The 21,424-nt window shown below is 66.8% G+C and carries 16 protein-coding genes and 4 pseudogenes; 11 read left to right on the top strand and 9 right to left on the bottom strand.

Features of this window, described 5'->3' with window-relative positions; all coding sequences use genetic code 11:
- The first annotated feature begins 118 nt into the window (after window positions 1-118).
- The 3 genes from QP181_RS02240 to QP181_RS02230 are packed head-to-tail and all read left to right on the top strand — an operon-like array spanning window position 119 to window position 2,963.
- On the top strand, window positions 119-1,261 hold the full coding sequence (locus tag QP181_RS02240; protein ID WP_333927418.1) for a fumarylacetoacetate hydrolase family protein: 1,143 nt from the start codon (window positions 119-121) through the stop codon (window positions 1,259-1,261).
- A complete protein-coding gene (gene xylB, locus QP181_RS02235) occupies window positions 1,258-2,064 on the top strand; it encodes a D-xylose 1-dehydrogenase (RefSeq protein ID WP_333927417.1) in 807 nt (268 codons plus the stop codon). Before QP181_RS02240 ends, xylB (QP181_RS02235) begins: the two co-directional genes overlap by 4 nt.
- Window positions 2,055-2,963, top strand: coding sequence for an SMP-30/gluconolactonase/LRE family protein (locus QP181_RS02230; RefSeq protein WP_333927416.1), 909 nt, complete (start codon window positions 2,055-2,057; stop codon window positions 2,961-2,963). Before xylB (QP181_RS02235) ends, QP181_RS02230 begins: the two co-directional genes overlap by 10 nt.
- On the opposite strand, the gene QP181_RS02225 is transcribed toward QP181_RS02230, so the two are convergent.
- From QP181_RS02225 to QP181_RS02210, 4 genes and pseudogenes are all read right to left on the bottom strand, one after another.
- Complete coding sequence (locus QP181_RS02225) at window positions 2,960-3,256, bottom strand: hypothetical protein (protein ID WP_333927414.1); 297 nt, start codon at window positions 3,254-3,256, stop codon at window positions 2,960-2,962. The genes QP181_RS02230 and QP181_RS02225 overlap by 4 nt on opposite strands.
- A 47-nt stretch (window positions 3,257-3,303) precedes the next feature.
- Window positions 3,304-4,737 carry a sugar porter family MFS transporter gene (locus QP181_RS02220; protein ID WP_333929528.1) on the bottom strand — a complete coding sequence of 478 codons (1,434 nt, stop codon included), beginning with the start codon at window positions 4,735-4,737 and terminating at the stop codon, window positions 3,304-3,306.
- 76 nt (window positions 4,738-4,813) lie between these two features.
- Window positions 4,814-6,592, bottom strand: a complete 1,779-nt coding sequence (locus QP181_RS02215; protein ID WP_333927413.1) for an IlvD/Edd family dehydratase — start codon at window positions 6,590-6,592, stop codon at window positions 4,814-4,816.
- A 134-nt stretch (window positions 6,593-6,726) separates the two neighbouring features.
- Window positions 6,727-7,810 (bottom strand): annotated as a pseudogene (locus QP181_RS02210) (LacI family DNA-binding transcriptional regulator).
- A 236-nt stretch (window positions 7,811-8,046) separates the two neighbouring features.
- On the opposite strand from QP181_RS02210, the gene QP181_RS02205 reads away from it, so the two are divergent.
- The 3 genes and pseudogenes from QP181_RS02205 to xylA all read left to right on the top strand — a co-directional run bounded on the left by QP181_RS02205 (window position 8,047) and on the right by xylA (window position 11,932).
- Entirely contained in the window at window positions 8,047-9,174 is a 1,128-nt protein-coding gene (locus QP181_RS02205; RefSeq protein ID WP_333927412.1) for a glycoside hydrolase family 43 protein, read from the top strand.
- A pseudogene (gene xylB, locus QP181_RS02200) lies at window positions 9,174-10,616 on the top strand (xylulokinase). Before QP181_RS02205 ends, xylB (QP181_RS02200) begins: the two are co-directional and overlap by 1 nt.
- 8 nt (window positions 10,617-10,624) lie before the next feature.
- Window positions 10,625-11,932 carry a xylose isomerase gene (xylA, locus tag QP181_RS02195; RefSeq protein ID WP_333927411.1) on the top strand — a complete coding sequence of 436 codons (1,308 nt, stop codon included), beginning with the start codon at window positions 10,625-10,627 and terminating at the stop codon, window positions 11,930-11,932.
- 55 nt (window positions 11,933-11,987) lie between these two features.
- Here the strand turns inward: xylA and QP181_RS02190 are convergent, their stop codons facing one another.
- The gene (locus QP181_RS02190; protein ID WP_333927410.1) at window positions 11,988-13,382 is read right to left on the bottom strand and encodes a sensor histidine kinase; all 1,395 of its coding nucleotides are present in this window, start codon (window positions 13,380-13,382) and stop codon (window positions 11,988-11,990) included.
- Window positions 13,372-14,037 carry a response regulator transcription factor gene (locus QP181_RS02185; protein ID WP_332755083.1) on the bottom strand — a complete coding sequence of 222 codons (666 nt, stop codon included), beginning with the start codon at window positions 14,035-14,037 and terminating at the stop codon, window positions 13,372-13,374. Before QP181_RS02185 ends, QP181_RS02190 begins: the two co-directional genes overlap by 11 nt.
- Window positions 14,038-14,128: 91 nt before the next feature.
- On the opposite strand from QP181_RS02185, the gene QP181_RS02180 reads away from it, so the two are divergent.
- The 5 genes and pseudogenes from QP181_RS02180 to QP181_RS02160 all read left to right on the top strand — a co-directional run bounded on the left by QP181_RS02180 (window position 14,129) and on the right by QP181_RS02160 (window position 18,905).
- On the top strand, window positions 14,129-15,211 hold the full coding sequence (locus tag QP181_RS02180) for an ABC transporter substrate-binding protein (protein WP_333927409.1): 1,083 nt from the start codon (window positions 14,129-14,131) through the stop codon (window positions 15,209-15,211).
- Window positions 15,208-16,689 (top strand): annotated as a pseudogene (locus tag QP181_RS02175) (OprO/OprP family phosphate-selective porin). Before QP181_RS02180 ends, QP181_RS02175 begins: the two are co-directional and overlap by 4 nt.
- 216 nt (window positions 16,690-16,905) lie before the next feature.
- Window positions 16,906-17,325: pseudogene (locus QP181_RS02170) on the top strand (SLC13 family permease); the annotation flags it as partial.
- 76 nt (window positions 17,326-17,401) lie between these two features.
- Window positions 17,402-18,205 (top strand): citrate:proton symporter, encoded by an 804-nt coding sequence (locus QP181_RS02165; protein WP_333929527.1) that lies wholly within the window; start codon window positions 17,402-17,404, stop codon window positions 18,203-18,205.
- 40 nt (window positions 18,206-18,245) lie between these two features.
- A complete protein-coding gene (locus QP181_RS02160) occupies window positions 18,246-18,905 on the top strand; it encodes an alpha/beta fold hydrolase (RefSeq protein ID WP_333927408.1) in 660 nt (219 codons plus the stop codon).
- A 9-nt stretch (window positions 18,906-18,914) separates the two neighbouring features.
- On the opposite strand, the gene QP181_RS02155 is transcribed toward QP181_RS02160, so the two are convergent.
- From QP181_RS02155 to QP181_RS02145, 3 genes are read right to left on the bottom strand one after another with little or no spacing between them, the layout of a single operon-like run.
- On the bottom strand, window positions 18,915-19,928 hold the full coding sequence (locus QP181_RS02155) for an endonuclease/exonuclease/phosphatase family protein (RefSeq protein ID WP_333927407.1): 1,014 nt from the start codon (window positions 19,926-19,928) through the stop codon (window positions 18,915-18,917).
- 40 nt (window positions 19,929-19,968) lie between these two features.
- Window positions 19,969-20,475 carry a DUF2141 domain-containing protein gene (locus QP181_RS02150; protein ID WP_333927406.1) on the bottom strand — a complete coding sequence of 169 codons (507 nt, stop codon included), beginning with the start codon at window positions 20,473-20,475 and terminating at the stop codon, window positions 19,969-19,971.
- Complete coding sequence (locus QP181_RS02145) at window positions 20,472-21,401, bottom strand: hypothetical protein (RefSeq protein ID WP_333927405.1); 930 nt, start codon at window positions 21,399-21,401, stop codon at window positions 20,472-20,474. Before QP181_RS02145 ends, QP181_RS02150 begins: the two co-directional genes overlap by 4 nt.
- Window positions 21,402-21,424 lie beyond the last annotated feature (23 nt).

The raw sequence follows: 21,424 nt of genomic DNA, 5'->3' as shown, positions 1-21,424 counted from the left end.
GGCGATCGAGCGGCGCGCACGGCGCGACCTTCGTCCGATGCTCGCGGGTCGCGCATCATTCCCACCTGATCCCCTTCCGCCCATCCTTTGCCGATACAGACTTGCCGGAGACGTTGCCGTGACATTCGCTTTCGATACCCTCGACGCCCTTGGACCCGATTGGCGCGAGGGGCGCTGGATCGGCCGGATCGACCGCGGCGACGGGCCCACCCCCGTCATCGTCGCAGGCGGCATCGTGTTCGACATGAGCAAGGTCGCGCCGACGGTGGCGGAACTCGTCGCGCGCGACCTGCTCGACGAGAGCGCGGGCGAGGCGATCGGCGATCTCGATACGCTCGGGCTGTCCGCTGAGACCCTTCCGTGGTTGCTCAGCCCGATCGACTTCCAGTGCGTCAAGGCGGCGGGCGTCACCTTCGCCGTCTCCGCGCTGGAACGCGTGATCGAGGAACAGGCGCGCGGCGATGCGGGGGCCGCGACCGCGGTGCGTGCCCGGCTCGAGGAGCGGATCGGCGGCGGGCTCGCGCGCGTCGTCCCCGGCACGCCCGAGGCGGCGGCGCTGAAGACCGCGCTGATCGAGGAAGGCCTGTGGTCGCAATATCTCGAGGTCGCGATCGGCCCCGATGCGGAGATCTTCACCAAGGCGCCGTCGCTGTCGACGGTCGGCTGGGGCGCGCAGATCGGCGTGCGCTCGGACTCGACCTGGAACAACCCCGAGCCCGAGATCGTGCTGCTGGTCGCGCCCGATGGCCGCGCGGTCGGCGCGACGATCGGCAACGACGTCAATCTGCGCGATTTCGAGGGGCGCTCGGCACTGCTGCTCGGCAAGGCGAAGGACAATAACGCATCCTGCTCGCTCGGCGCGTTCGTCCGGTTGTTCGACGAGAGCTTCACGATGGATCACGTGCGCACCGCCGAAGTCGCGCTGCGGATCGAGGGCACCGACGGCTATGTCCTCGACGGCGCCAGCTCGATGAGCCAGATCAGCCGAGATCCCGAGGAACTGGTCCGCCAGGCGCTCAGCGAGCATCAATATCCCGATGGCTTCGTGCTGTTCCTGGGCACGTTGTTCGCGCCGACCAAGGATCGCGACGATGCCGGCCGCGGCTTCACGCACAAGCCCGGCGATACCGTGTCGATCGCGACGCCTGGCCTTGGCCGGCTGATCAACACCGTCACCACCTCGAAGGCCGCACCGCCCTGGACGTTCGGGTTGGTGGCGCTCATGCGCAACCTCGCCGCACGCGGGCTGTTGTCGGCATGACCTATTCGGAGAACAGCGTGCTTCAGAAAACCGCCGGCCGCCACGAAGGCGCCGTCTACCCCTCGCTCCGCAACAAGCGCGTCATCGTCACCGGCGGCGGATCGGGCATTGGTGCAGGGCTCGTCGAGGCGTTCGTCGCACAGGGCGCCAAGGTCGCGTTCGTCGACGTCGCGCAGGATGACAGCCGCGCGCTGATCGAGCGGCTGACCGAGAGCGCGGAGTATGCGCCGAGCTTCCACCCGCTCGACCTGACCGATCTGGATGCGTTGAACACGACGTTCACGGCGATGATCGACGAGCTCGGCGGCGTCGACATCCTGCTCAACAACGCCGCCAACGACGATCGCCACACCGTCGGCGAAGTCACCGCGGATTATTGGGACCAGCGGATGAACGTCAACCTGCGCCACGTGTTCTTCGCGGCACAGGCTGTCGTGCCGTCGATGAAGGCTGCGGGTGGCGGCGCGATCGTCAATTTCGGGTCGATCAGCTGGCATCTCGCGCTCAAGGAACTGATCCTCTACCAGACCGCCAAGGCCGCGATCGAGGGCATGACCCGCAGCCTCGCGCGCGATCTCGGCCGCGACAATATCCGCGTCAACGCGATCGTGCCGGGCAACGTCCAGACCCCGCGTCAGGAAAAATGGTACACCCCCGAGGGCGAGGCGGAGATCGTCGAGGCGCAGTGTCTCGATGGCCGCATCCAACCGTCTGATATCGCCGCGATGGCGCTGTTTCTTGCGTCGGACGATGCGCGTATGTGCACCGGACATAATTATTGGGTGGATGCAGGATGGCGGTGACCGGTGGCGTGAGTGGCGGCGTGGAACGCGTCCTGGGTGTCGGTGCGACGCTCGGCGAAGGGCCGTTGTGGCTCGACGATGCCCTATGGTTCGTCGATATCAAGCAGCACCGGGTTCACCGCTTCGACCCCGCGACCGGCGATCACCGGACATGGACCGCCCCCGCGCAGGTCGGCTGGGTTCAGCCGATGGCAGATGGCGGCATGCTGGCCGGTTTGCAGACCGGGCTCCACCGCTTCGATCCGGCCGATGGCAGCTTCACGCATCTCCACGTGGTGGAGCCCGATGCACCGGGTAACCGGCTCAACGATTCGACCGTCGATGCCGCGGGACGGCTCTGGTTCGGGTCGATGGACGATGGTGAGAGTACCGCATCGGGGCTGATCTACCGCGCGGATGCGGACGGCGTCGCGCCGGCGGTCGACGGGATCGTCATCACCAACGGCCCCGCGGTCTCGCCCGACGGCACGACGCTCTATCACTGCGACACACTGGCCGGCACGATCCACGCCTGCACGATCGGCGACGACGGCAGCCTGCTCGACACGCGCGTCTTCGCAGCGGTCGACGTCGCGACACAGGGGTATCCCGACGGCCCGATCGTCGATGCCGAGGGGCATGTGTGGGTGTCGTTCTACGGCGGCTGGTGCGTGCGGCGCTATGCCCCCGATGGCACGCAGGTCGCCGAGATCCGCCTGCCCGTCTCCAACATCACCAAGATCGCGATCGGCGGCCCCGACGGCCGCACCGCCTATGTCACGACCGCGTCCAAGGGATTGAGCGACGAAGATCGCGCGCGACAGCCGCTCGCGGGCGATGTGTTTACGTTCGATGCCGGTGTGGCGGGGCAACCTGCCTATGAGATTACGTCATCGGCGTTTCGACCGCTCGACGCCTAACGTCGCACCGCCAGGATCGCGCCGACCATGCCGCCGATCCAGGCGGATGCGGCGATTGCGCCACCCACGATGAAAAATGCCGCAAAGGCCATGGCGCCGGCGTCCGTCTCATGCGGACCCGGCGGCTTTGACACGAAGTAGAACGCGGTCGTCCAGAACACCGCGAGAATCACGACGGCGAGCAGCGACCCGCCGACACCGATCGCTAGTCCCCGCGACCAACCCAGGCGGCGCAGGCCGGACGCCATGCGTCCGCCTGCAAACCATCCGATGGCGAGAACGAGCAGGAGCATGACGGTGCCAATCATCGTGATGGTGCCCTACACGCTCCGTCTCTCGATCAGCCGCTCATGTCCTCGAGTTCGCGACCGCGCGTTTCGTTGACCAGCGCCTTCACAAAGAAGAACGAGACCGCCGCGAAGAACGCGTAACCCGCATAGGTCACCGCCAGGCCAGGCGACACCGCCAGCGCGGGGAAGCTGACCGAGATCGCCGCGTTGGCGATCCATTGCGCGAAGCCCGACACCGCCAGACCCGATCCGCGGATCTGGTTCGGGAACATCTCGCCGAGCATCACCCACATCACCGGACCCCAGCTGGCGTTGAAGAAGATGACGTACAGATTGGCCGCGATCAGCGCGATCATGCCGTTGTGGCCGGGCAGCGATACCGCGCCGTCCGCGCCGGTCACCGCGGTTGAGAACGCATAGGCGACCACTGCCAGTGTCACCGCCATGCCGGCCGAGCCGACCAGCAGCAGCGGCTTGCGACCGATCTTGTCGACCGTCGCGATCGTGAACAGGCAGGCCGCGATCGACAGCACGCCCGACAGGATGTTGATCTGCAGCGCGTTGTCCTCGGTGAAACCGACCGCTTCCCACAGCACCGCGCCGTAATAGAACACGACGTTGATGCCGACGAGCTGCTGGAACACGGCCAGGCCGATGCCCGCCCACAGGATCGGACGGATCTTGCCGGTGGTCTTGTCGACCAGATCGCTGAGCTTGGGCTTGTGATGATCGGCGGCGAGCGAGCCCCGGATCTCGACGACCTTGCGGTCCGCCTCGTCGCTGCCGAACAGCCGCGTGAGGACGACGTGCGCCTCGGCTTCGCGACCCTTAGCGACCAGGAAGCGCGGGCTTTCCGGGATCACGAGCAGCGCGAAGAAATAGATCGCCGCCGGGATCGCCTGCAGCCAGAACATCCAGCGCCAGGCGGGATAGCCGAGCCAGAAATCCGCGGTCGAGCCGCCGGCATAGCGGGCGAGCGCGAAGTTCGCGACGAACGCGCCGGTCAGGCCGGAGATGATCATGACCTGCTGCACGCTCGACAGGCGGCCGCGGATCGAGGCTGGCGTGACTTCGGAAATGTAGACCGGCGAGATGACACTAGCCGCACCGACGCCAAGGCCGCCGATGATCCGTGCGAAAATGAAGATTTCCGAGCCCGTCGCAGCACCGGCGAGCAGCGCGCTGAACAGGAAAAGCGCAGCGGCGAGCATCATGACGTTGCGGCGACCGATCGCGTCGGCCATCCGCCCGGCGCCGAACGCACCGACAGCCGAGCCGACCAGGATCGCCCCGACATTGACCCCGATTCCGAGCCGACCGAGACCGAACGCCGCCTCCAGGCCCTTTTGCGTGCCGTTGATCACACCCGAATCATAGCCGAACATGAAGCCGCCGATCGTCGCCACCGCGACGATCGCGGCGATGAAGCCATGATTGACCGCGGCGCTCCCCTGTAGTCCGGCTCCCGGATCTCCGCTGTGCATATTCGCCATGATGTTCCTCTCCTGTGCGCCGACCGTTGCGGCCTGGTGTCGTCTTTGGGTTTGTTCGTCGAACCGGTCAGTGATTATGCCGCGGCGTCCGCGCCGCGATACCGCGGTACTTGACCGCGAAGTCGAGCACCGCGCCATCGGCAAGCTGCCCCGTCTTCTCGCGGTACAGCTCCTCCCACGGCGTGTTGCTCGCTGGCACCGGTGGTGCTGGCTCGCCACGCCGCCGCGCGATCTCGTCATCGTCGACCAGCGCGTCGCACCGCCCTGCTTTCAGGTCGATGCGGATGATGTCGCCGGTCCGCAGCCACGAAAGCCCGCCGCCAACCGCGCTTTCGGGGCTCGCGTTCAGGATCGACGGACTGTCCGACGTCCCCGACTGGCGCCCGTCGCCCAGCGTCGGCAGCGTCATGATGCCGCGCTGGATCAGGTGATCGGGCGGTTGCATGTTGACGACCTCGGCCGAGCCCGGCCAGCCGATCGGCCCGGCGCCGCGGATCACGAGGATGCAGTCCTCGTCGATGTCGAGCGCGGGATCGTTGATCCGGTGGTGATAATCGTCCGAGCCCTCGAACACGATCGCGCGCGATTCGAAAACGTCCTCGGCACCCGATCGCTCGAGATAGCGCGCACGAAAGGCGGGCGAGATCACGCTGGTCTTCATGATCGCGACGTCGAACAGATTGCCCGACAGCACCAGGAAACCGGCCTGCTCCTTCAGCGGCGTGTCGTAGGCGCGGATCACCTCGCGGTCGGTGGCGACGCGGCCGGTGATGTTCTCCGCCAGCGTCCGGCCGGTGACGGTCAGGCAGTCGCCATCGAGCTTGCCCGCCGCGAGCAGCTCGCTCAGCACCGCAGGCACGCCGCCCGCACGGTGGAAGCGTTCGCCGAGGAAACGTCCGGCCGGCTGGACGTCGACCAGCAGCGGCAGGTCATAGCCGTGATCGGACCAGTCGGCGGCGGTGATCTCGATCCCCGCATGCTTCGCCATCGCATGGATGTGCGGCTGCGCGTTCGACGACCCGCCGATCGCGGTCACGACGCGGATCGCGTTGAGGAAGCTTTCGCGGCTGAGGATCTGCGAGGGCCGCAGGTCCTCATACGCCATGTCGACGATCCGCCGCCCGGTCTCGTACGCGAACTGGCCGCGCTCGCGGTAGGGCGCGGGGATCGCCGCGCAGCCGGTCAGCGACAGGCCGAGTGCCTCGGCGACCGCGTTCATCGTCGAGGCGGTGCCCATCGTGTTGCAATGCCCGGCCGACGGCGCACTGTCGGTCGCGCGCTGGAGGAACTCCTCCTCGTCGATCTCGCCCGCCGCGAGCTTGCGGCGCGAGCGCCAGATGACGGTACCCGATCCGACCAGCTCGCCCTCGTGCCAGCCGTCGAGCATCGGTCCGCCCGACAGCACGATCGCGGGGATATCGACGGTCGACGCAGCCATGATCCCCGACGGCGTGGTCTTGTCGCACCCGGTGGTCAGCACGACCGCGTCGATCGGATAACCGTACAGCGTCTCGACCAGCCCGAGATAAGCGAGGTTGCGATCGAGCGCGGCGGTCGGCCGGCGGCAATTCTCGAAGATCGGATGGACCGGGAATTCCATCGCGATCCCGCCCGCGTCGCGGATGCCGTCGCGAACGCGGCGCGCGAGATCGAGATGGATGCGGTTGCACGGCGACAGGTCGCTGCCGGTCTGCGCGATGCCGATGATCGGCCGCCCGGAGCGCAATTCCGCAGGCGTCAGGCCAGAGTTCATGAAACGTTCGAGATAGAGCGCGGTCATGTCCGAGCGCGCGGGGTCCGCGAACCAGTCACGCGATCGGAAGGGCCGAACCGGTTGCCGTTGCACGCAAAACTCTCCTGTCGAACGATCACCGATCCGTCGGCGTCCATTTATGCTGGTATCGCTACCATCTCCTGTGCCGACGTCAAGCGTGCTCCGCTGCCGTCTGCCCTGCGAATTTCCGTCTTACACCGCGTGGCTCATCCCACGTCCGCGCGCGGACGCCGCCGTGGCGCAGCATCCGATTGGCGGCGGATCAGCGTATAATCGAGCAGCCGGTGGCGATCCGCGGGGACGATACCGCTGGGGCGACGAATCGCCGCGACCAGCATCTCGACCGCGATCTCGCGCCATGTCCGCGATCGGCTGGTAGATCGTCGTCAACTCGGGCCAGATCGCGGTCGACATGATCGTGTCGTCGAACCCGCACACCGTCAGATCGCCCGGCACATCGAGCCCGCGGCGATGCGCGACCGCGACGGTGGCGGCGGCCATGTCGTCGTTGGACGAGAAGATCGCGGTCGGTGGTTCGGGCAGCGCGAGCAGCGCCTCGGCAGCATCGAGCCCCGACCGATAGGTATAGAGCCCAGACTGGATCAGCGTCTCGTCGACCGCGATCCCGGCCTCCTGCAATGCGGCGCCATAGCCTTCGAGACGGCGCGCGCTCGCCGAGAGATTGGGGTTGCCGGTAATGAAGCCGATCCGGCGATGGCCCAGCGCCATGATGTGCCGCGTCATCGTCAGCGCGGCCTCACGATCGTCGATCCGCACCGCAAGGACGTCGTCGGACGGACGGCCGCTGGCGACCGACACCGTCGGAATCCGCGCCTCGGCGAGCAGTTCGAGGATCGCCTCGGCTTCGCACAGCGGCGGCGGCAGGACGATGCCATCGATTCCACCCGCGATCAGATGCCGTGTAACCTCGAGTTCATGCTCGCCCAGGTCGCATTTCTCGACGATGATCTGGACGTCGCTGCGCGCCGCCTGGTCGAGACTGCCAAGAAGGAACTCGCTGAGGAAGCCCGCGCTCGGGTTGCTATAAAGCAGGCCGATCCGCGTCTGCCCTGCCCCGGCCAGGCTGCGCGCGGCCGGGTTGGGCGCATAGTTCAGCGCGGTGATCGCGGCGTTGACCGCCTCGCGCGTGACCGGGCGAACGTTGCTCTCGCCGTTGATGACGCGCGAGACGGTCATCGGCGAGACACCGGCGCGGCGCGCGACGTCGCTGATCGTCGGTGCACCGCCGGCGCGGCGTGATGGCTTGGCTGTGGGAAGCGGAGTGGTCATTTGTCATATCGTTAGCGCAACCGCTCGCCGCATGAAATGGCCGACGACTTTGGACCTTCGTCGTGGTGCCCTGTGCAGCATCGCCCGCGTCCAAGCCGCGGTCGACGCACGGCAACATACGCGGCACAAGTCCCCTTGCCCGGCCCGTACAGACTGTTATGGTAGCGCTATTTCCGCAAAACGACGGAAGTCAGATCTCGTAGAAGATCGCTTGAATTAGGAAGGATCGACTGGCCATGCCACTGCGTATACCCACCCTTGCCGCGAGCCTGTCGCTTGCGCTCGTCGGCAGCGTCGCGCTGGCCCAGACCGCGCCAGCGCCTACACCGAAGACGGCCAAGGCCGAACCGCGCAGTCCCGACGGCAAGCGCTATCTCTCGCAGCCGCTGGTGACGTCGATCTACACTGCCGATCCCTCGGCGCACGTGTTCAACGGCAAGATCTACGTCTATCCGAGCCATGACATCGATGCGGCGATCGGCGACGACGATCTCGGCAACCAATATGCGATGCGCGACTACCGCGTGCTGTCGATGGATCGGATCGGCGGCCCGGTGAAGGTCAACGGCGTCGCGCTCGACGTGAAGGACGTGCCCTGGGCGTCGAAGCAGATGTGGGCACCCGACGCAGCCTACAAGAACGGCACCTATTTCCTCTACTTCCCGGTCCGTGACAAACAGCTCGACAAGAACGGCCTCGGCACGTTCCGCATCGGCGTCGCCACCTCGAAGAGCCCGGTCGGCCCGTTCAAGGCCGATCCCAAGCCGATCGCCGGCAGCTTCTCGATGGACCCCGCAGTGTTCACCGACGCGAACGGCGCCAGCTACATGTATTTCGGCGGCATCTGGGGCGGCCAGCTCCAGCGCTGGAAGGACGGCAAGTTCGACGCCAACGGCTCGGACACCGATCTCGGCAAGGATGATCAGCCCGCACTCTCGGGCAAGATCGCCAAGCTCAATCCCGACATGAAGAGCTTCGCTGAGACCCCGCGCGACGTCCAGATCCTCGACGAAGCCGGCAAGCCCGTGCTCGGCGGCGACCATGAACGCCGCTTTTTCGAGGCATCCTGGGTCTTCAAGCGCGGCGGCAAATATTACTACACCTACTCGACCGGCGACACGCACTTCCTGAACTACGCGACCGGCGACAACCCCTATGGTCCGTTCACCTATCGCGGCCATATCCTGAAGCCGGTACAGGGCTGGACCAGCCACCATTCGATCATCGAATGGAACAAGAAATGGTGGCTGTTCTATGCGGACACGCAGCTCAGCAACAAGAACCACCTGCGCAACGTCAAGGTGACCGAACTGAAGTTCGCGCCCGATGGCTCGATCCCGACCATCGATCCGTTCGTCAACTGATGTTCCTCGGAATCGATATCGGCACCTCGGGTGTCAAGGCCGTGGTACTCGACGAGCATGGCAGCGTGGTGGGCCAGGGTACCGCCGCGCTGACCGTGCAGCGGCCGCATCCGCTCTGGTCCGAACAGGATCCCGATGCGTGGTGGAAGGCGACGATCGCCGCGGTCCAGGCGATCGACCCGAGCGTCCGCCGCTCGGTGCGCGGCGTCGGGCTCGCCGGCCAGATGCACGGCGCGACCTTGCTCGACGCCGACGACAAGCCGCTCCGCCCCGCGATCCTGTGGAACGACGGACGTTGCTTCGCCGAATGCGAGGCACTGGAGCGCGCGGTTCCCGATCTGCGCACGATCTCGGGCAACATCGCGATGCCGGGCTTCACCGCGCCGAAGCTGCTGTGGGTCCGCGAGCATGAGCCCGAGGTCTTTGCGAAGATCGCGACGGTGTTGTTGCCCAAGGACTATGTCCGGTTGCTGATGACCGGCGACAAGGCATCGGACCTGTCCGACAGCGCCGGCACCTTGTGGCTAGACGTCGGCGGCCGCTGCTGGAGCGACGAGATCCTCGCCGCGTGCGGACTGACGCAGGCGCAGATGCCGGCCTTGTTCGAAGGGTCGGCGATCACCGGCACGCTGACTGCCGAGGTCGCAGAACTCTGGGGCATGCCGCAGGTGCCGGTCGCGGCAGGCGGCAGCGACAATGCAGCAGGCGCGGTCGGCGTCGGGGTGGTCAAGGACGGCGATGCGCTGTTGTCGCTCGGCACGTCGGGTGTGATCTTCGTCGCGACCAAGGATTTCCGCCCCAATCCAGCGCGCGGTCCACGCATTCTGTCATGCGCTTCCCGGCATGTGGCACCAGATGTCGGTCCATCTGTCGGCCGCCTCGTGCATCGACTGGGTCGCGCGGATCATTGGAGCCGCCGGTGCCGCCGACCTGTTCGCGCGCGCCGAGGCGGCTGGTCCCGCCAGTGGCCCCGAGATCTTCCTTCCCTACCTCTCTGGCGAGCGCACGCCGCATAACGACCCGGAGGTGCGCGGCGCGTTCCTCCGCCTCGACAACGACACCGATGCCGGTCGCCTGTCGCAGGCGGTGCTGGAGGGCGTTGCGTTCGCGCTTGCCGACGGCCTCGACGTGTTGCGTGAGGCGGGCACGACGGTCGAACGCCTCGCGGTGATCGGCGGCGGTGCCCGCTCGCGCTATTGGGGCCAGGTGATCGCCGCGGCGATGGAGGTCGAGCTCGTTTATCTCCAGGGCGGCGAGGTCGGCCCCGCGCTGGGCGCCGCACGCCTTGCCCAGCTCGGCGTCGACGGCGGCGACCCCGCCATAATCTGCGTCGCGCCCCCGTCTCGCACACCATCGTCCCCGACCCTGCCCTCGTCTCGGCGCTCGCCGAGAAGAAGGCCGCGTTCCGCCAAGCCTATTCCCGCATCACCCCAAAATCGTAGGAATCCCAATGTCCGACTTCTTCGCCGATATCCCCCAGATCAAATATGAGGGCCCCGACAGCACCAACGAGCTGGCGTACCGCTTCTACGACAAGGACAAGATGGTCCTCGGCAAGCGGATGGAGGATCACCTCCGCTTCGCCGCGTGCTTCTGGCACACCTTCTGCTGGCCCGGTTCCGACGTGTTCGGCGGCGGCACGTTCGATCGCCCGTGGCACCGCGGCGCCAACGACAGCGCCGCTGCGGCGATGAAGCGCGAGGTCGCGTTCGAGTTCTTCAAGACGCTCGACGTGCCCTATTACTGCTTCCACGACGTCGACGTGATGGCCGACGCCGCCAACATCATCGAGCATCGGAAGTTCTTTGCCGAAGCCGTCGACCATCTCGAACAGCTCCAGGCCGCAACGGGCCGCAAGCTCCTGTGGGGCACCGCCAACCTGTTCAGCCACCCGCGCTTCGCCGCCGGCGGCGCGACCAACCCCGATCCGGAAGTGTTCGCGTTCGGCGCGATGCAGGTCCGCGATGCGCTCGAGGCGACACACCGTCTCGGTGGCCAGAACTACGTGCTTTGGGGCGGTCGCGAGGGCTACGAGACCCTGCTCAACACCGACATGAAGCGCGAGCTGGACAATTTCGGCCGCTTCCTGAGCCTGGTGGTCGAGCACAAGCACAAGATCGGCTTCACCGGCACGATCCTGATCGAGCCCAAGCCGTTCGAGCCGACCAAGCACCAGTACGACTTCGACACCGCGACCGTGTACGGCTTCCTCAAGCGCTATGGCCTTGAGAACGAGGTCAAGGTCAACATCGAGGCGAACCACGCGACGCTCGCCAGCCACACGTTCGAACATGAGATCGCGACTGCCGCGGCGCTCGGTATCTTCGGCTCGATCGACGCCAATCGCGGGGATCCGCAGAACGGCTGGGATACCGATCAATTCCCGAACTCGGTCGAGGAACTGACGCTCGCCAATCTCGAGATCATCCGCGCGGGCGGGTTCACCACCGGCGGCTTCAACTTCGACGCCAAGGTGCGGCGCCAGAGCATGGACCCGGCCGACCTGTTCTACGGTCATGTCGGCGCGATCGACGTCGTCGCGAAGGGCCTGCTCAACGCCGCCAAGCTGATCGAAGACGGCCGGATCGATGCGATCAAGACCAAGCGCTATGCCGGCTGGGACGGTGAGTTCGGTGGCGCGATCGGTGTGCTCGACTTGGCGGGGATCGCCGACCTCGCGATCGAGCGCGGCATCGATCCGAAGCCGGTCTCCGGCCAGCAGGAGCGGATCGAAAACCTGATCAACCGCGTCCTCTAAGCGAACGCTAAACCGCACCCGTCGGGCGACCCCCATGTCGCCGACGGGTGCGGAATTAAGATAAAGGCGGAGCGAACCGCAGGACGATTGCCGTACCACGGTCGACGTCGACAAATCCGACGGTCGCCGTCAGACGGGTGGCCGCTGACCTAACGATCGCCAGTCCGAGACCACTTCCCTCCGGGCTGTTCGCGGTGCCAAGCCGGACAAAACGGTCGAACACCTTCTCGCGATAGGCTGGCGCAATCCCCGGGCCATCGTCGGCGACCACGACCGCGATCTGCGCATCATCCGCCTGCAACGCAACGGACACCATCCCGCCGCGCCGATTGTAACGGATGCCGTTGTCGATGAGGTTCGACAGGATTTCGAAGATCAGCGTCCGGTGACCGGAGACCATGTACTGGGTTTGCACGTCACTTTCGAGAACCAGATCGACACCCGCCCTGATCGCCTGGTTGATCTGACGAGCGATGACCGCAGAAGCGACTTCGCGCAGATCGACCGCTTCGAGCGGGGCCGAAACGCCGGCTTCCTCGGCCCGCGCGAGCGCCAGGAGTTGGGTTACCAGACGTTCGAGACGGACTGCGACATCGGCGATCTCGTCCAATGCCTCGCGGCGTTCGGCGTCGGAGCCGCGGCGGGCAAGTGCAACCTGGACCTTCAGCACCGACAACGGCGTGCGCATCTGGTGTGAGGCGTCGGCGGTGAAGCGGCGGACGCCGACGGTCGCGGTGTCGAGCTGTGCAAGGAGACGGTCGAACGCGCTGGCGAGCGGGCGGAGTTCGCTCGGCAACGGACCAGTGTCGAGCCGCGAGAAATCCGGACGCGCACGTTCGTCGCGCGCTTCGACGGCACCGCGAAGGCGCGCGAGTGGCCGCAGCGACCACCCTAAGGCGGGGCGGAGCAATAGCGCCGCCGCACCGACCAGGACGCATTCGCCGATCAGCAGCGCGAGCATCAAGCGGCGGGTCAATGCGCCGCGGTTGTCGAGTGTCTCGGCGATTTGGACGATCACGGGCTTGTCGATGCGTGGAAGCGCGCGGCGGACTTCGGCGATGCGGATCTGCTGATCGCGGTAGCGGGCGAAGCGGTAGCGCGGCACGTCGATCGCGAGCGTGGCAGGATCGGGCGCGGGGAGGTCCGCATAGCCGGTAAGCAGGTCGTTCCCCACGGCGACACGGTAATAGACGTTGTCGCGCTCGGTGTTCTCCAGCATCCCGAACGCGGCGGCGGGCAGATCGAGCGTCACCTCGCCGCGCTCGACCTGCACCGTCTCCGCGATCGCGCCGAGCGCACCGCCGAGCACGCGGTCGTTGGTTCGGCGGACCACGTCGGCGATCAGCGTCGCGCCGACCACGCCGATCAGGATCGCTGCCGCCAGCAACGGGCCGAGCACCGCTACCAGCAACCGCGTCCTGAGCGCCGGAGTGCGGGGTTTAGCCGGCATCGAGCATGTAGCCGACGCCGCGCACGGTGCGGATGCCGGGGCCGTCGGGCGCAAGCTTGGTGCGCAGGCGGGTGACGTGGACTTCGATCGCGTTGCCGCCGACCGGCTCGTCGAATCCGAACACCTCGCCGATCAGCAGTTCGCGCGGGACGACCCGGCCGGCACGTGTCGCGAGTGCCTCCAGCACCGCGCGTTCGCGGCGGCGCAGGTCCAGTGCTCGACCGGCGATGTCGGCGTCGCCGGTCGAGCGGTTGATCGTCAGCGTACCGACGCTGAGCACCGGCAGCGGATCGCCGCCGCGTCGCCGGCCGAGCGCGCGGACGCGGGCCTCGAGTTCCTCGGGCTCGAACGGTTTACGGAGGTAATCGTCAGCGCCGAGATCGAGCCCGCGAACCCTGTCGTCGAGTGCGTCGCGCGCGGTGAGCATAAGTACGGGAACGCGCTCGCCACGACGCCGCAAGATTTCCAGCACGGTGAAACCATCGATGCCGGGCAGGCCGACGTCGAGGATCACCAGCGCATACGGCTCGCCCGCGACCACCGACAGCGCGTCCTCGCCGGTCGCGACATGGTCGACGGCATTGCCACCCGCGCGCAGCAACGCGCCGATGCTCCGCGCCAATGCCGCATCGTCCTCGATCAGCAGGATGCGCATGAAAAACCATGAAAGGTTGGTGACAGGTTCGGTTCGTACTCCACCGATGCAGTCTATCCGAACACAGAGACGGAAGGCGAGGAGAGTGATGATGGCCCAAATTTTTCTGAAGATTGCACTGCTGGCTACGAGCTTCGCCGCGACTCCGCTCGTGGCGCAGCGTCCGACGGGCTATCCGCGATCCTACGATCAGTTGATCTCCGACGCGCGTGCCGAGCGGCAGGTGCGGATCTACGGCAATGCCGATCGCGCCGAACTTCTCCCGGTCGTCGTCGCGTTCCGGAAGCGGTATCCGGGCATCACCGTGCTGTATGCGGACCTGGGCTCGACAGAGATGTATCGCCGCTTCGTCACCGAAACGCGCGCCAGGAAATTATCCGCCGATCTCGTCTGGTCGTCGGCGATGGACCTGCAGGTGAAGCTGATCAACGACGGCTTCGCGCAAGGCTATGCGAGCCCCGAAAAGCCTGCGCTGCCGCCGGTGTCGGTGTGGAAGAACATGGGCTTCGGCGTCACCGCGGAGCCGATCGGGATCGTCTACAACAAGCGCCTCGTGCCCGCCGGACAGGTGCCGCGCACGCATGCCGCGCTGGAGACATGGCTGCGAAAGAACGTGGGAGCGCTGACCGGCCGCGTCACGACATTCGACCCGGCACGCTCCAACGTCGGCTATCTGTACCTGTCCGAGGACATGGCGATCACCCGCGATACGCGGTCGCTGCTGGAGGCGATCGCGGCGACCAGGCCGGTGCTGTCGCGGACCAGCGAGCCGATGCTGCGCGGCGTCGCCGAGGGGCGGCAGGCGATCGCGTACAACGTCATCGGCTCTTATGCCCTGGAGCGCGCGCGGACCGATCCCCGCATCGGCGTCGCGTTCCTCCAGGACTATACGATCGTCACGTCGCGGATCGCGTTCATCGCGCGCGAGGCCGCGCACCCCGCGGCGGCGAAACTGTTCCTCGATTTCTTGCTGTCGCGCGAGGGCCAGTCGCTGCTCGCCAAGCGCAGCCTGTGGCCGGTCCGCACCGACGTTGCCGCGCGCCGTCTTCCCTCGAGCCAGGCGCGACCGATCCGCGTGGGGCCACAACTTCTCGTCAACCTCGACCGCGTCAAGCGCCAGCGTTTCCTGCGCGACTGGACCGCGATCCTCGCCACCGGAGCCAAAGCCCAATGACCCTCTTCCGTACCGGGTGCGCCGCACTCGCCTTGATTGCAGCAACCCCGGCACTCGCGCAGGCTCCGACCGATGCCGACCTCGCCGCGCTGGTGCGTGCGCAGGCGGCTGAGATCGCCGCGCTGAAGTCGCGGCTCGACCGGCTGGAGAACAACGCCGCCGTCGCGCAGGTGTCCGCGCCCGTGCCGCCCGTCCAAATCGCACCGCAGGCAGTCGCGCAGAACACCGAGCCGCGTCGCACCGTGCCGTTCGCGCCGCAGCTCGCCCTCCCGGCCCCGCCGATCGCAGCGTCGCGCAGGCAGTTGCCGCGCGCGACAATCCGTCGGGCGTGACCACCGAATGGGGCGCCGGCCTGCCCGTCTTCCACTCGGCGGACGGCGTCTACACGTTCAAGCCGCGCGGCCGCATCCTGACCGACGTCAGCTCCAGCTTCGGCTCGAAGTACGACGGCCGCAACATCACCACGACCGGCATGCGCGCGCTGCGCCTCGGCCTCGAAGGCGGCGTCGGCACGCATTTCTTCTACCAGTTCGAGAGCGACTTCTCGGAGAACGAGGTCGACGTCGTCACCGCGTTCGTCGGCTGGCGCAACAAGATCAAGCCGGGCCTCGACTATGACGTTCGCGCCGGCCACCTGTTCAACGATCGCGGCTTCGAAGGCTCGACCGGCTCGGATCTCGACCCCGTTCCTCGAGCGCACCACGGTCGCCACCGCGATCATCCCGCAGCGCGGCTTTTACGGTATCGGCGTGATGCCGCGCATCTTCTGGAAGACCGGCCATGCCTCGGTGACGATCACCGGCGACCGGATCGACGGCACGCAGACCGTCGGCGACAGCCGCACGGTGCTCGGCCGCGCGCACTGGAACCCGATCAAGTCCGATACCGGCGTGCTTCACATCGGCGCGTGGGGCTTCGACGAATCGCTATCGTCGGTCGCCGGCACGCTGACCCGCAACACCGTGATCGGCGGCCGCTTCAACGGCGCGTTGCGCGTGTCTACCGGACCATTGATCGGCGGCACCGGCACGACCGGCTACGGCGTCGAGCTCGGCGGCTATCGCGGGCCGTTGTGGGTGATGGGCGAAGCGGGCCGCCGCAACGCGCGGCTCGACGGCGGGCGTCCCGATTTCGTCAGCAAGGCGTGGAGCGTCTCGGGTGGCCTGTTCCTGACCGGCGACCTGCCGCCGTACAACCCGCGGCTCGGCAGCTTCGGCCAGCCCAAGGTGTTGAAGCCCACGTTCGACGGCGGCGTCGGCGCGATCGAGCTGACCGCGCGCTACGAAAGCCTCGATTTCGACAATCTGCTGACCGGTGGTGACGGCTGGGCGGCGACCGTCGGCGTCAACTGGTACCTCAACTCCTTCACCCGCTTCCAGGTGAACGCGATCCAGTGGAACACCGACAACCGCGCCGGCGACTATGTCGGCAACGACAGCGGCCAGACGCTCAGCGCCCGCGTCGGGGTGACGTTCTGATGCTGATGGTACGAAGATCACTCCGTCACCCCGGACTGGTTCCGGGGTCCACCGTTCCGCAAGCCAAGATCTCTCGGTTCCGCGGCACCGTGGATGCCGGAACGAGCCCGGCATGACGGAGAAGATAGTGCGTCCGTCGACCCGGACCGACCGACCTTCGGCGTCCGCATTCGACACTACGCCAACCCTATTCACGCCCTTTTCTAGGACGATGCGATGAACCTTGCCCTGCTCGGCTTCCTAATGGTCGCCACGTTCATGACGTTGATCATGACCAAGAAGATGACGCCGCTGGTCGCGCTCATCGTGATCCCGTCGATCTTCGGCGTCTTCGCGGGTGAGGCCGCGGGTCTCGGCCCGATGATGATCGACGGCATCAAGAACCTCGCGCCGACCGGCGTCATGCTGCTGTTCGCGATCCTGTTCTTCTCGACGATGACCGACACGGGCCTGTTCGATCCGCTGGTCGGACGGCTGATCCGGATGGTCCACGGCGATCCGATGCGGATCCTGATCGGGACGGTCGTGCTGTGCGCGCTCGTCAGCCTCGATGGCGACGGGTCGACCACCTACATCATCACGATCGCCGCGCTGTTGCCGCTCTACAAGCGCTTCAACATGAATCGCCTATATCTCGTCTGCCTGTTGATGACGACGAGCGGGATCATGAACCTGACGCCGTGGGGCGGGCCGACCGCGCGCGGCAAGTGCGCTGAAGCTCGATCCCGCGACGCTCTTTCTGCCGCTGATCCCAGGCATGATCGCCGGCCTCGCCTTCCTGATCGGGCTCGCCGTGTATTTCGGTCGGAAAGAGCGCGTCCGGATGGGCGAAGCCGGCATCACTGCCGATACCGAGTTCACCGGCATGGCCGTCTCGCAATATCCCGAGGCACGTCGCCCCAAGCTGATCTGGTTCAACGCCGCACTCGTCATCACGCTGCTCACGTTGCTGGTGTGGGGTATCCTCCCCTTGTCGGTGCTGATGATGCTGGCGTTCGCGATCGCGATGATCGTCAACTATCCCGGCGTCGCCGACCAGAAGGAGCGCATCTCCGCGCATGCCGGCAACGTGCTGGCGGTCGTGTCGCTGATCTTCGCGGCGGGCATCTTCACCGGCATTCTCGGCGGCACCGGCATGGTCGAGGCGATGAGCAAGGCGGTGGTCGGCGTGATCCCGCCCGCGCTCGGGCCGTACATGGCGCCGATCACCGCGGTGCTGAGCATGCCGTTCACCTTCTTCATCTCGAACGACGCGTTCTATTTCGGGATGCTGCCGATCCTCGCCGAGGCCGGCGCGCATTACGGCGTCGCGCCCGAGGCGATCGCCCGCGCGTCGCTGATGGGCCAGCCGGTCCATCTGCTCAGCCCGCTGGTGCCGTCGACCTATTTGCTGGTCAGCCTGGTCGGCATCGACCTCGCCGATCACCAGCGCTTCACGCTCGTGCCCGCGATCGCCGTCTGCGTCGTGATGACGATCGTCGGCATGATCGCGCTCGCGTTCCCGTTCGTCGCCTGAGGTGAGCATCCCCGCAACCCGCCGCTACCGGAGATTTCGCATGGTCCGACCGCGTACACCGTTGATGCTGCTCCCCGCGATGGGCTGCGACGGGCAGCTCTGGGCCCGCCAGATCGTCGACCTCGCCGCCGTCGCACAGGTCGATTTCGGCGACCTGTCGCGGGACGATACGCTCTCCGAAATGGCCGCGCGCGTGCTCGCCAGCGCACCGCCGCGGTTCGCGGTCGCGGGGGTCAGCCTCGGCGGCTACGTCGCGATGGAGATGGTCCGCCAGGCGCCCGATCGGATCGAGCGGATCGCGCTGTTCGGCACGCGCGCATCGATGGACGTCCGGCCCCGCACCGTCGCGGGACAGGGCATGCTCGCCACCGCCCCGCACGCCGATCCGCTGCTGAGCACGATCGTCAGTGGCCCCGCGCAAGCGATGGCGGACCGCGTCGGCCCGGTGGTGTTCGAACGCCAGCAGCGTGCGCTGCTCGCTCGGCCGGATATCAGCGAGGCGATCGCCGCGATCCATGTCCCGACCTTGGTCGCGGTTGGCGATCGTGACCGGATCTGCTCGCCCGACGACGCGCTGTCGCTCTCGCTGCAAATCCCCGAGGCGCGATTCCACCTGTTGCGTGCCTGCGGTCATCTTGCGCCGCTCGAACGCCCCGGCGAGGTCACCGCCGTACTGCGCCAGTGGCTCAGGGCCGGCTGATCCCTCGGCCTAGCGGCTCGCGGTGGTCATCGCCGTGGCCTGCGGCACCACGCGCCGTTCTATCCGGTATTGCGCGACGATGCCGATGTGATCCGACAGCATCGAGCCATCCGCGCGACGGCCGAACGGGGCGGCCAAGGCGATCGGCGTGATCCCGACGGTTGGCGAGGAGCGGTACATCAGCCAGTCCTTCGCGCGGCCAAGCGACTCCGCCATCGCCAGCGGCTCGGCAATTGGACACGCAGGCGCGGTTCGGCATGTCACGGCAGCCGCCTGGAGCAAGTCGTTCCCCCCGAACATCCGCAGATCGAAATGCGCGCGCCGCGCCAGATCGCGCCCAACGTTGAAATCTCCCGCCACGAGCACCGGCCGATCGCCCGCGCCCATCGAGGCGATGAAGCGCGAGAGTAGGTCGAGCTGCCGGCGATAGGCGTAGATCGCCCTCGCGTTGGGGGCGCCCGATGCGCCGTTCGAATTCAGATGCGTGTCGACCACCAGGATCGGCGTGGCAATGCCGGGCACCGCGATCAGCGCCGCCAGCGCGCCCTTGTTGGCGAGGCAGTCGTATCCGGCACACACCGGATAGGCCATCCGGCGGACCGCGACGATCGGATAATCGGAGAAGATCGCCAGTCCACTGTCGACATGCTTGCCGAGCCGCTCGCCGACCAGCCGGCTGCCGTCCGCGACGAAGCCGTCGTCGCCGGGGGCGCGTGCGCCATCCGCATCCTCGGCGGGGCCGAACGCGACGTAGCGATAGCCCGCGGTCCGGCCGATTGCCTTGGCCTCGGGCACGAAAGCCTCCTGCACCGCGACGATGCTAGGCTGGACATGCCGCTCGCGCATGACCTTCAATTGGTCGCCGATCGCCTGCAATTCGGTCGAGCGGTCCTCGACGATCGGCCAGGGCAGACCGTGCACGTTATAGGTCATCAGCGTGATGTCGTGCGCCGCCGGGATGGCGGCGGCGGGAGCGATGGTCAGCGTTACGGCGGCAGCGGCCACCATCAGATATCGAAGCATGATATCGTCCTCTTGAAGACACGTAGAAAAAGCGGCGCGGCTAGCGCTTGAGCGGCGCGAACGAGAACAGCCCGCTGCGATAGTTCATCACGACATGCGTGGTGGTCAGGCCATCATGGACGAGGACCGTCGCCTGATCGGCCTGCGGCTTCGAATGGCCGAGCCGGGGATTGCTCGCAAAGCCGATGCCGTCGTGCAGCAGGCTGAACCCGTGCCCGCCGTCACGCGCATGGACGACGCTCAGCGCATAGGCACCCGGCGCCGGGACACGCAGGCACAGCGACACGGTTCCTGCGGCAGGCACGGTGAGCACCGCGCGGCGAAACACCTTGCCCTGCCCGATCAGCACATTGTCGTCGGCGAGAAAATCGCCGTCCTTCGCGGGATAGAGCTCGGCGCGCACCACGCCGACGCGATCCTTGAGACCATCGACGTCGACGATCAGCGCAGGGCCTTGCTCGTGCGGACGGCAGCGCGCTTCGGCGGTGCCAAGCGCCGGGGTCGAGGGCAGCGTAGCGGCCAGCGCCAGCAGGGCAAGCAGGATCACTTGGTACGCTCCATGGTCACGAGTTCGACGGCGGTCAGCGCAGCGCCGAGCAGCAGATGGGTGATGAGCCAGAGGCCGGCGATCATCGTTAGCACCGCGGTCACGTCCGACGTCCGCCCGACGGTGAACGCGACCAGCCCGGCGAACACGATGTCCTTGTTGGGCAGCAGCGGCAGCCGCGATACGAGCAGGCGCAGCGTCGCGAGCGCCAGCCACCAGGCGAGCGGCGCGGCCGGCATCACCGCCGCCCACAGCAATGCGGCGAACAGCGTGGTCGCGACGATCCGAAGGAAATGGATGACCGCGATCCGGCTCAATTCGGGACGCGGCAGGGTCAGCAGCTTCTTGCGCAGGACGAGCGTGACGAGCGACGGAATCGCCATGCTGGCCGCCGATATCGTCATCACCTTGGCATCGGTGCCAAGATGCAGCGCGCCGAGCGCCTGCCAACTGACCACGGCCAACGCCAAGGTGCAGACGTTGGCGACCACCGCGGACAGGATCGAGACGTCCTTGATCGCACCGAACGGCGTGCCGACCATCGTCGCGTGTTTCCGCGCCCAGCCGTAGAAATACAGCTCGCCCGAATAGCCGAGCACGATCTCATTGCTGATCCGCTTGCGCAGCAGTGCGAGGATTCCGCTGGGCGGGAGCTGCCAAAGGCGACGATAGATCACCCATTCGCTGAACGGCGTCACCAGATAGCCGAGCGCGAAGATCGTCCAGAACAGTGGCGAGTGCGGCACCATCCGCAGCATCTCGCGAACGTCGATCCCGCGCAGCTGCCACAAGGCGGCGATCAGGATCGCGGCGGACAATAACGGCGCGAGCCAGCGGCCGAGGAAATTCTTGCGGACGGTCGTCGGCGTCAACTGCGGCAGTTGCACGCGCGGCAACGGTGTCATCGTCAGCGGCATGTCGTTCATGCGGCGCTCCTTCGAACGATACG

Source organism: Sphingomonas sp. LR55 (assembly GCF_036856015.1).
Taxonomy (GTDB): domain Bacteria; phylum Pseudomonadota; class Alphaproteobacteria; order Sphingomonadales; family Sphingomonadaceae; genus Sphingomonas.
Note: the sequence above shows the minus strand (reverse complement) of the source record. Positions and strands in the feature narration are given on the sequence as shown.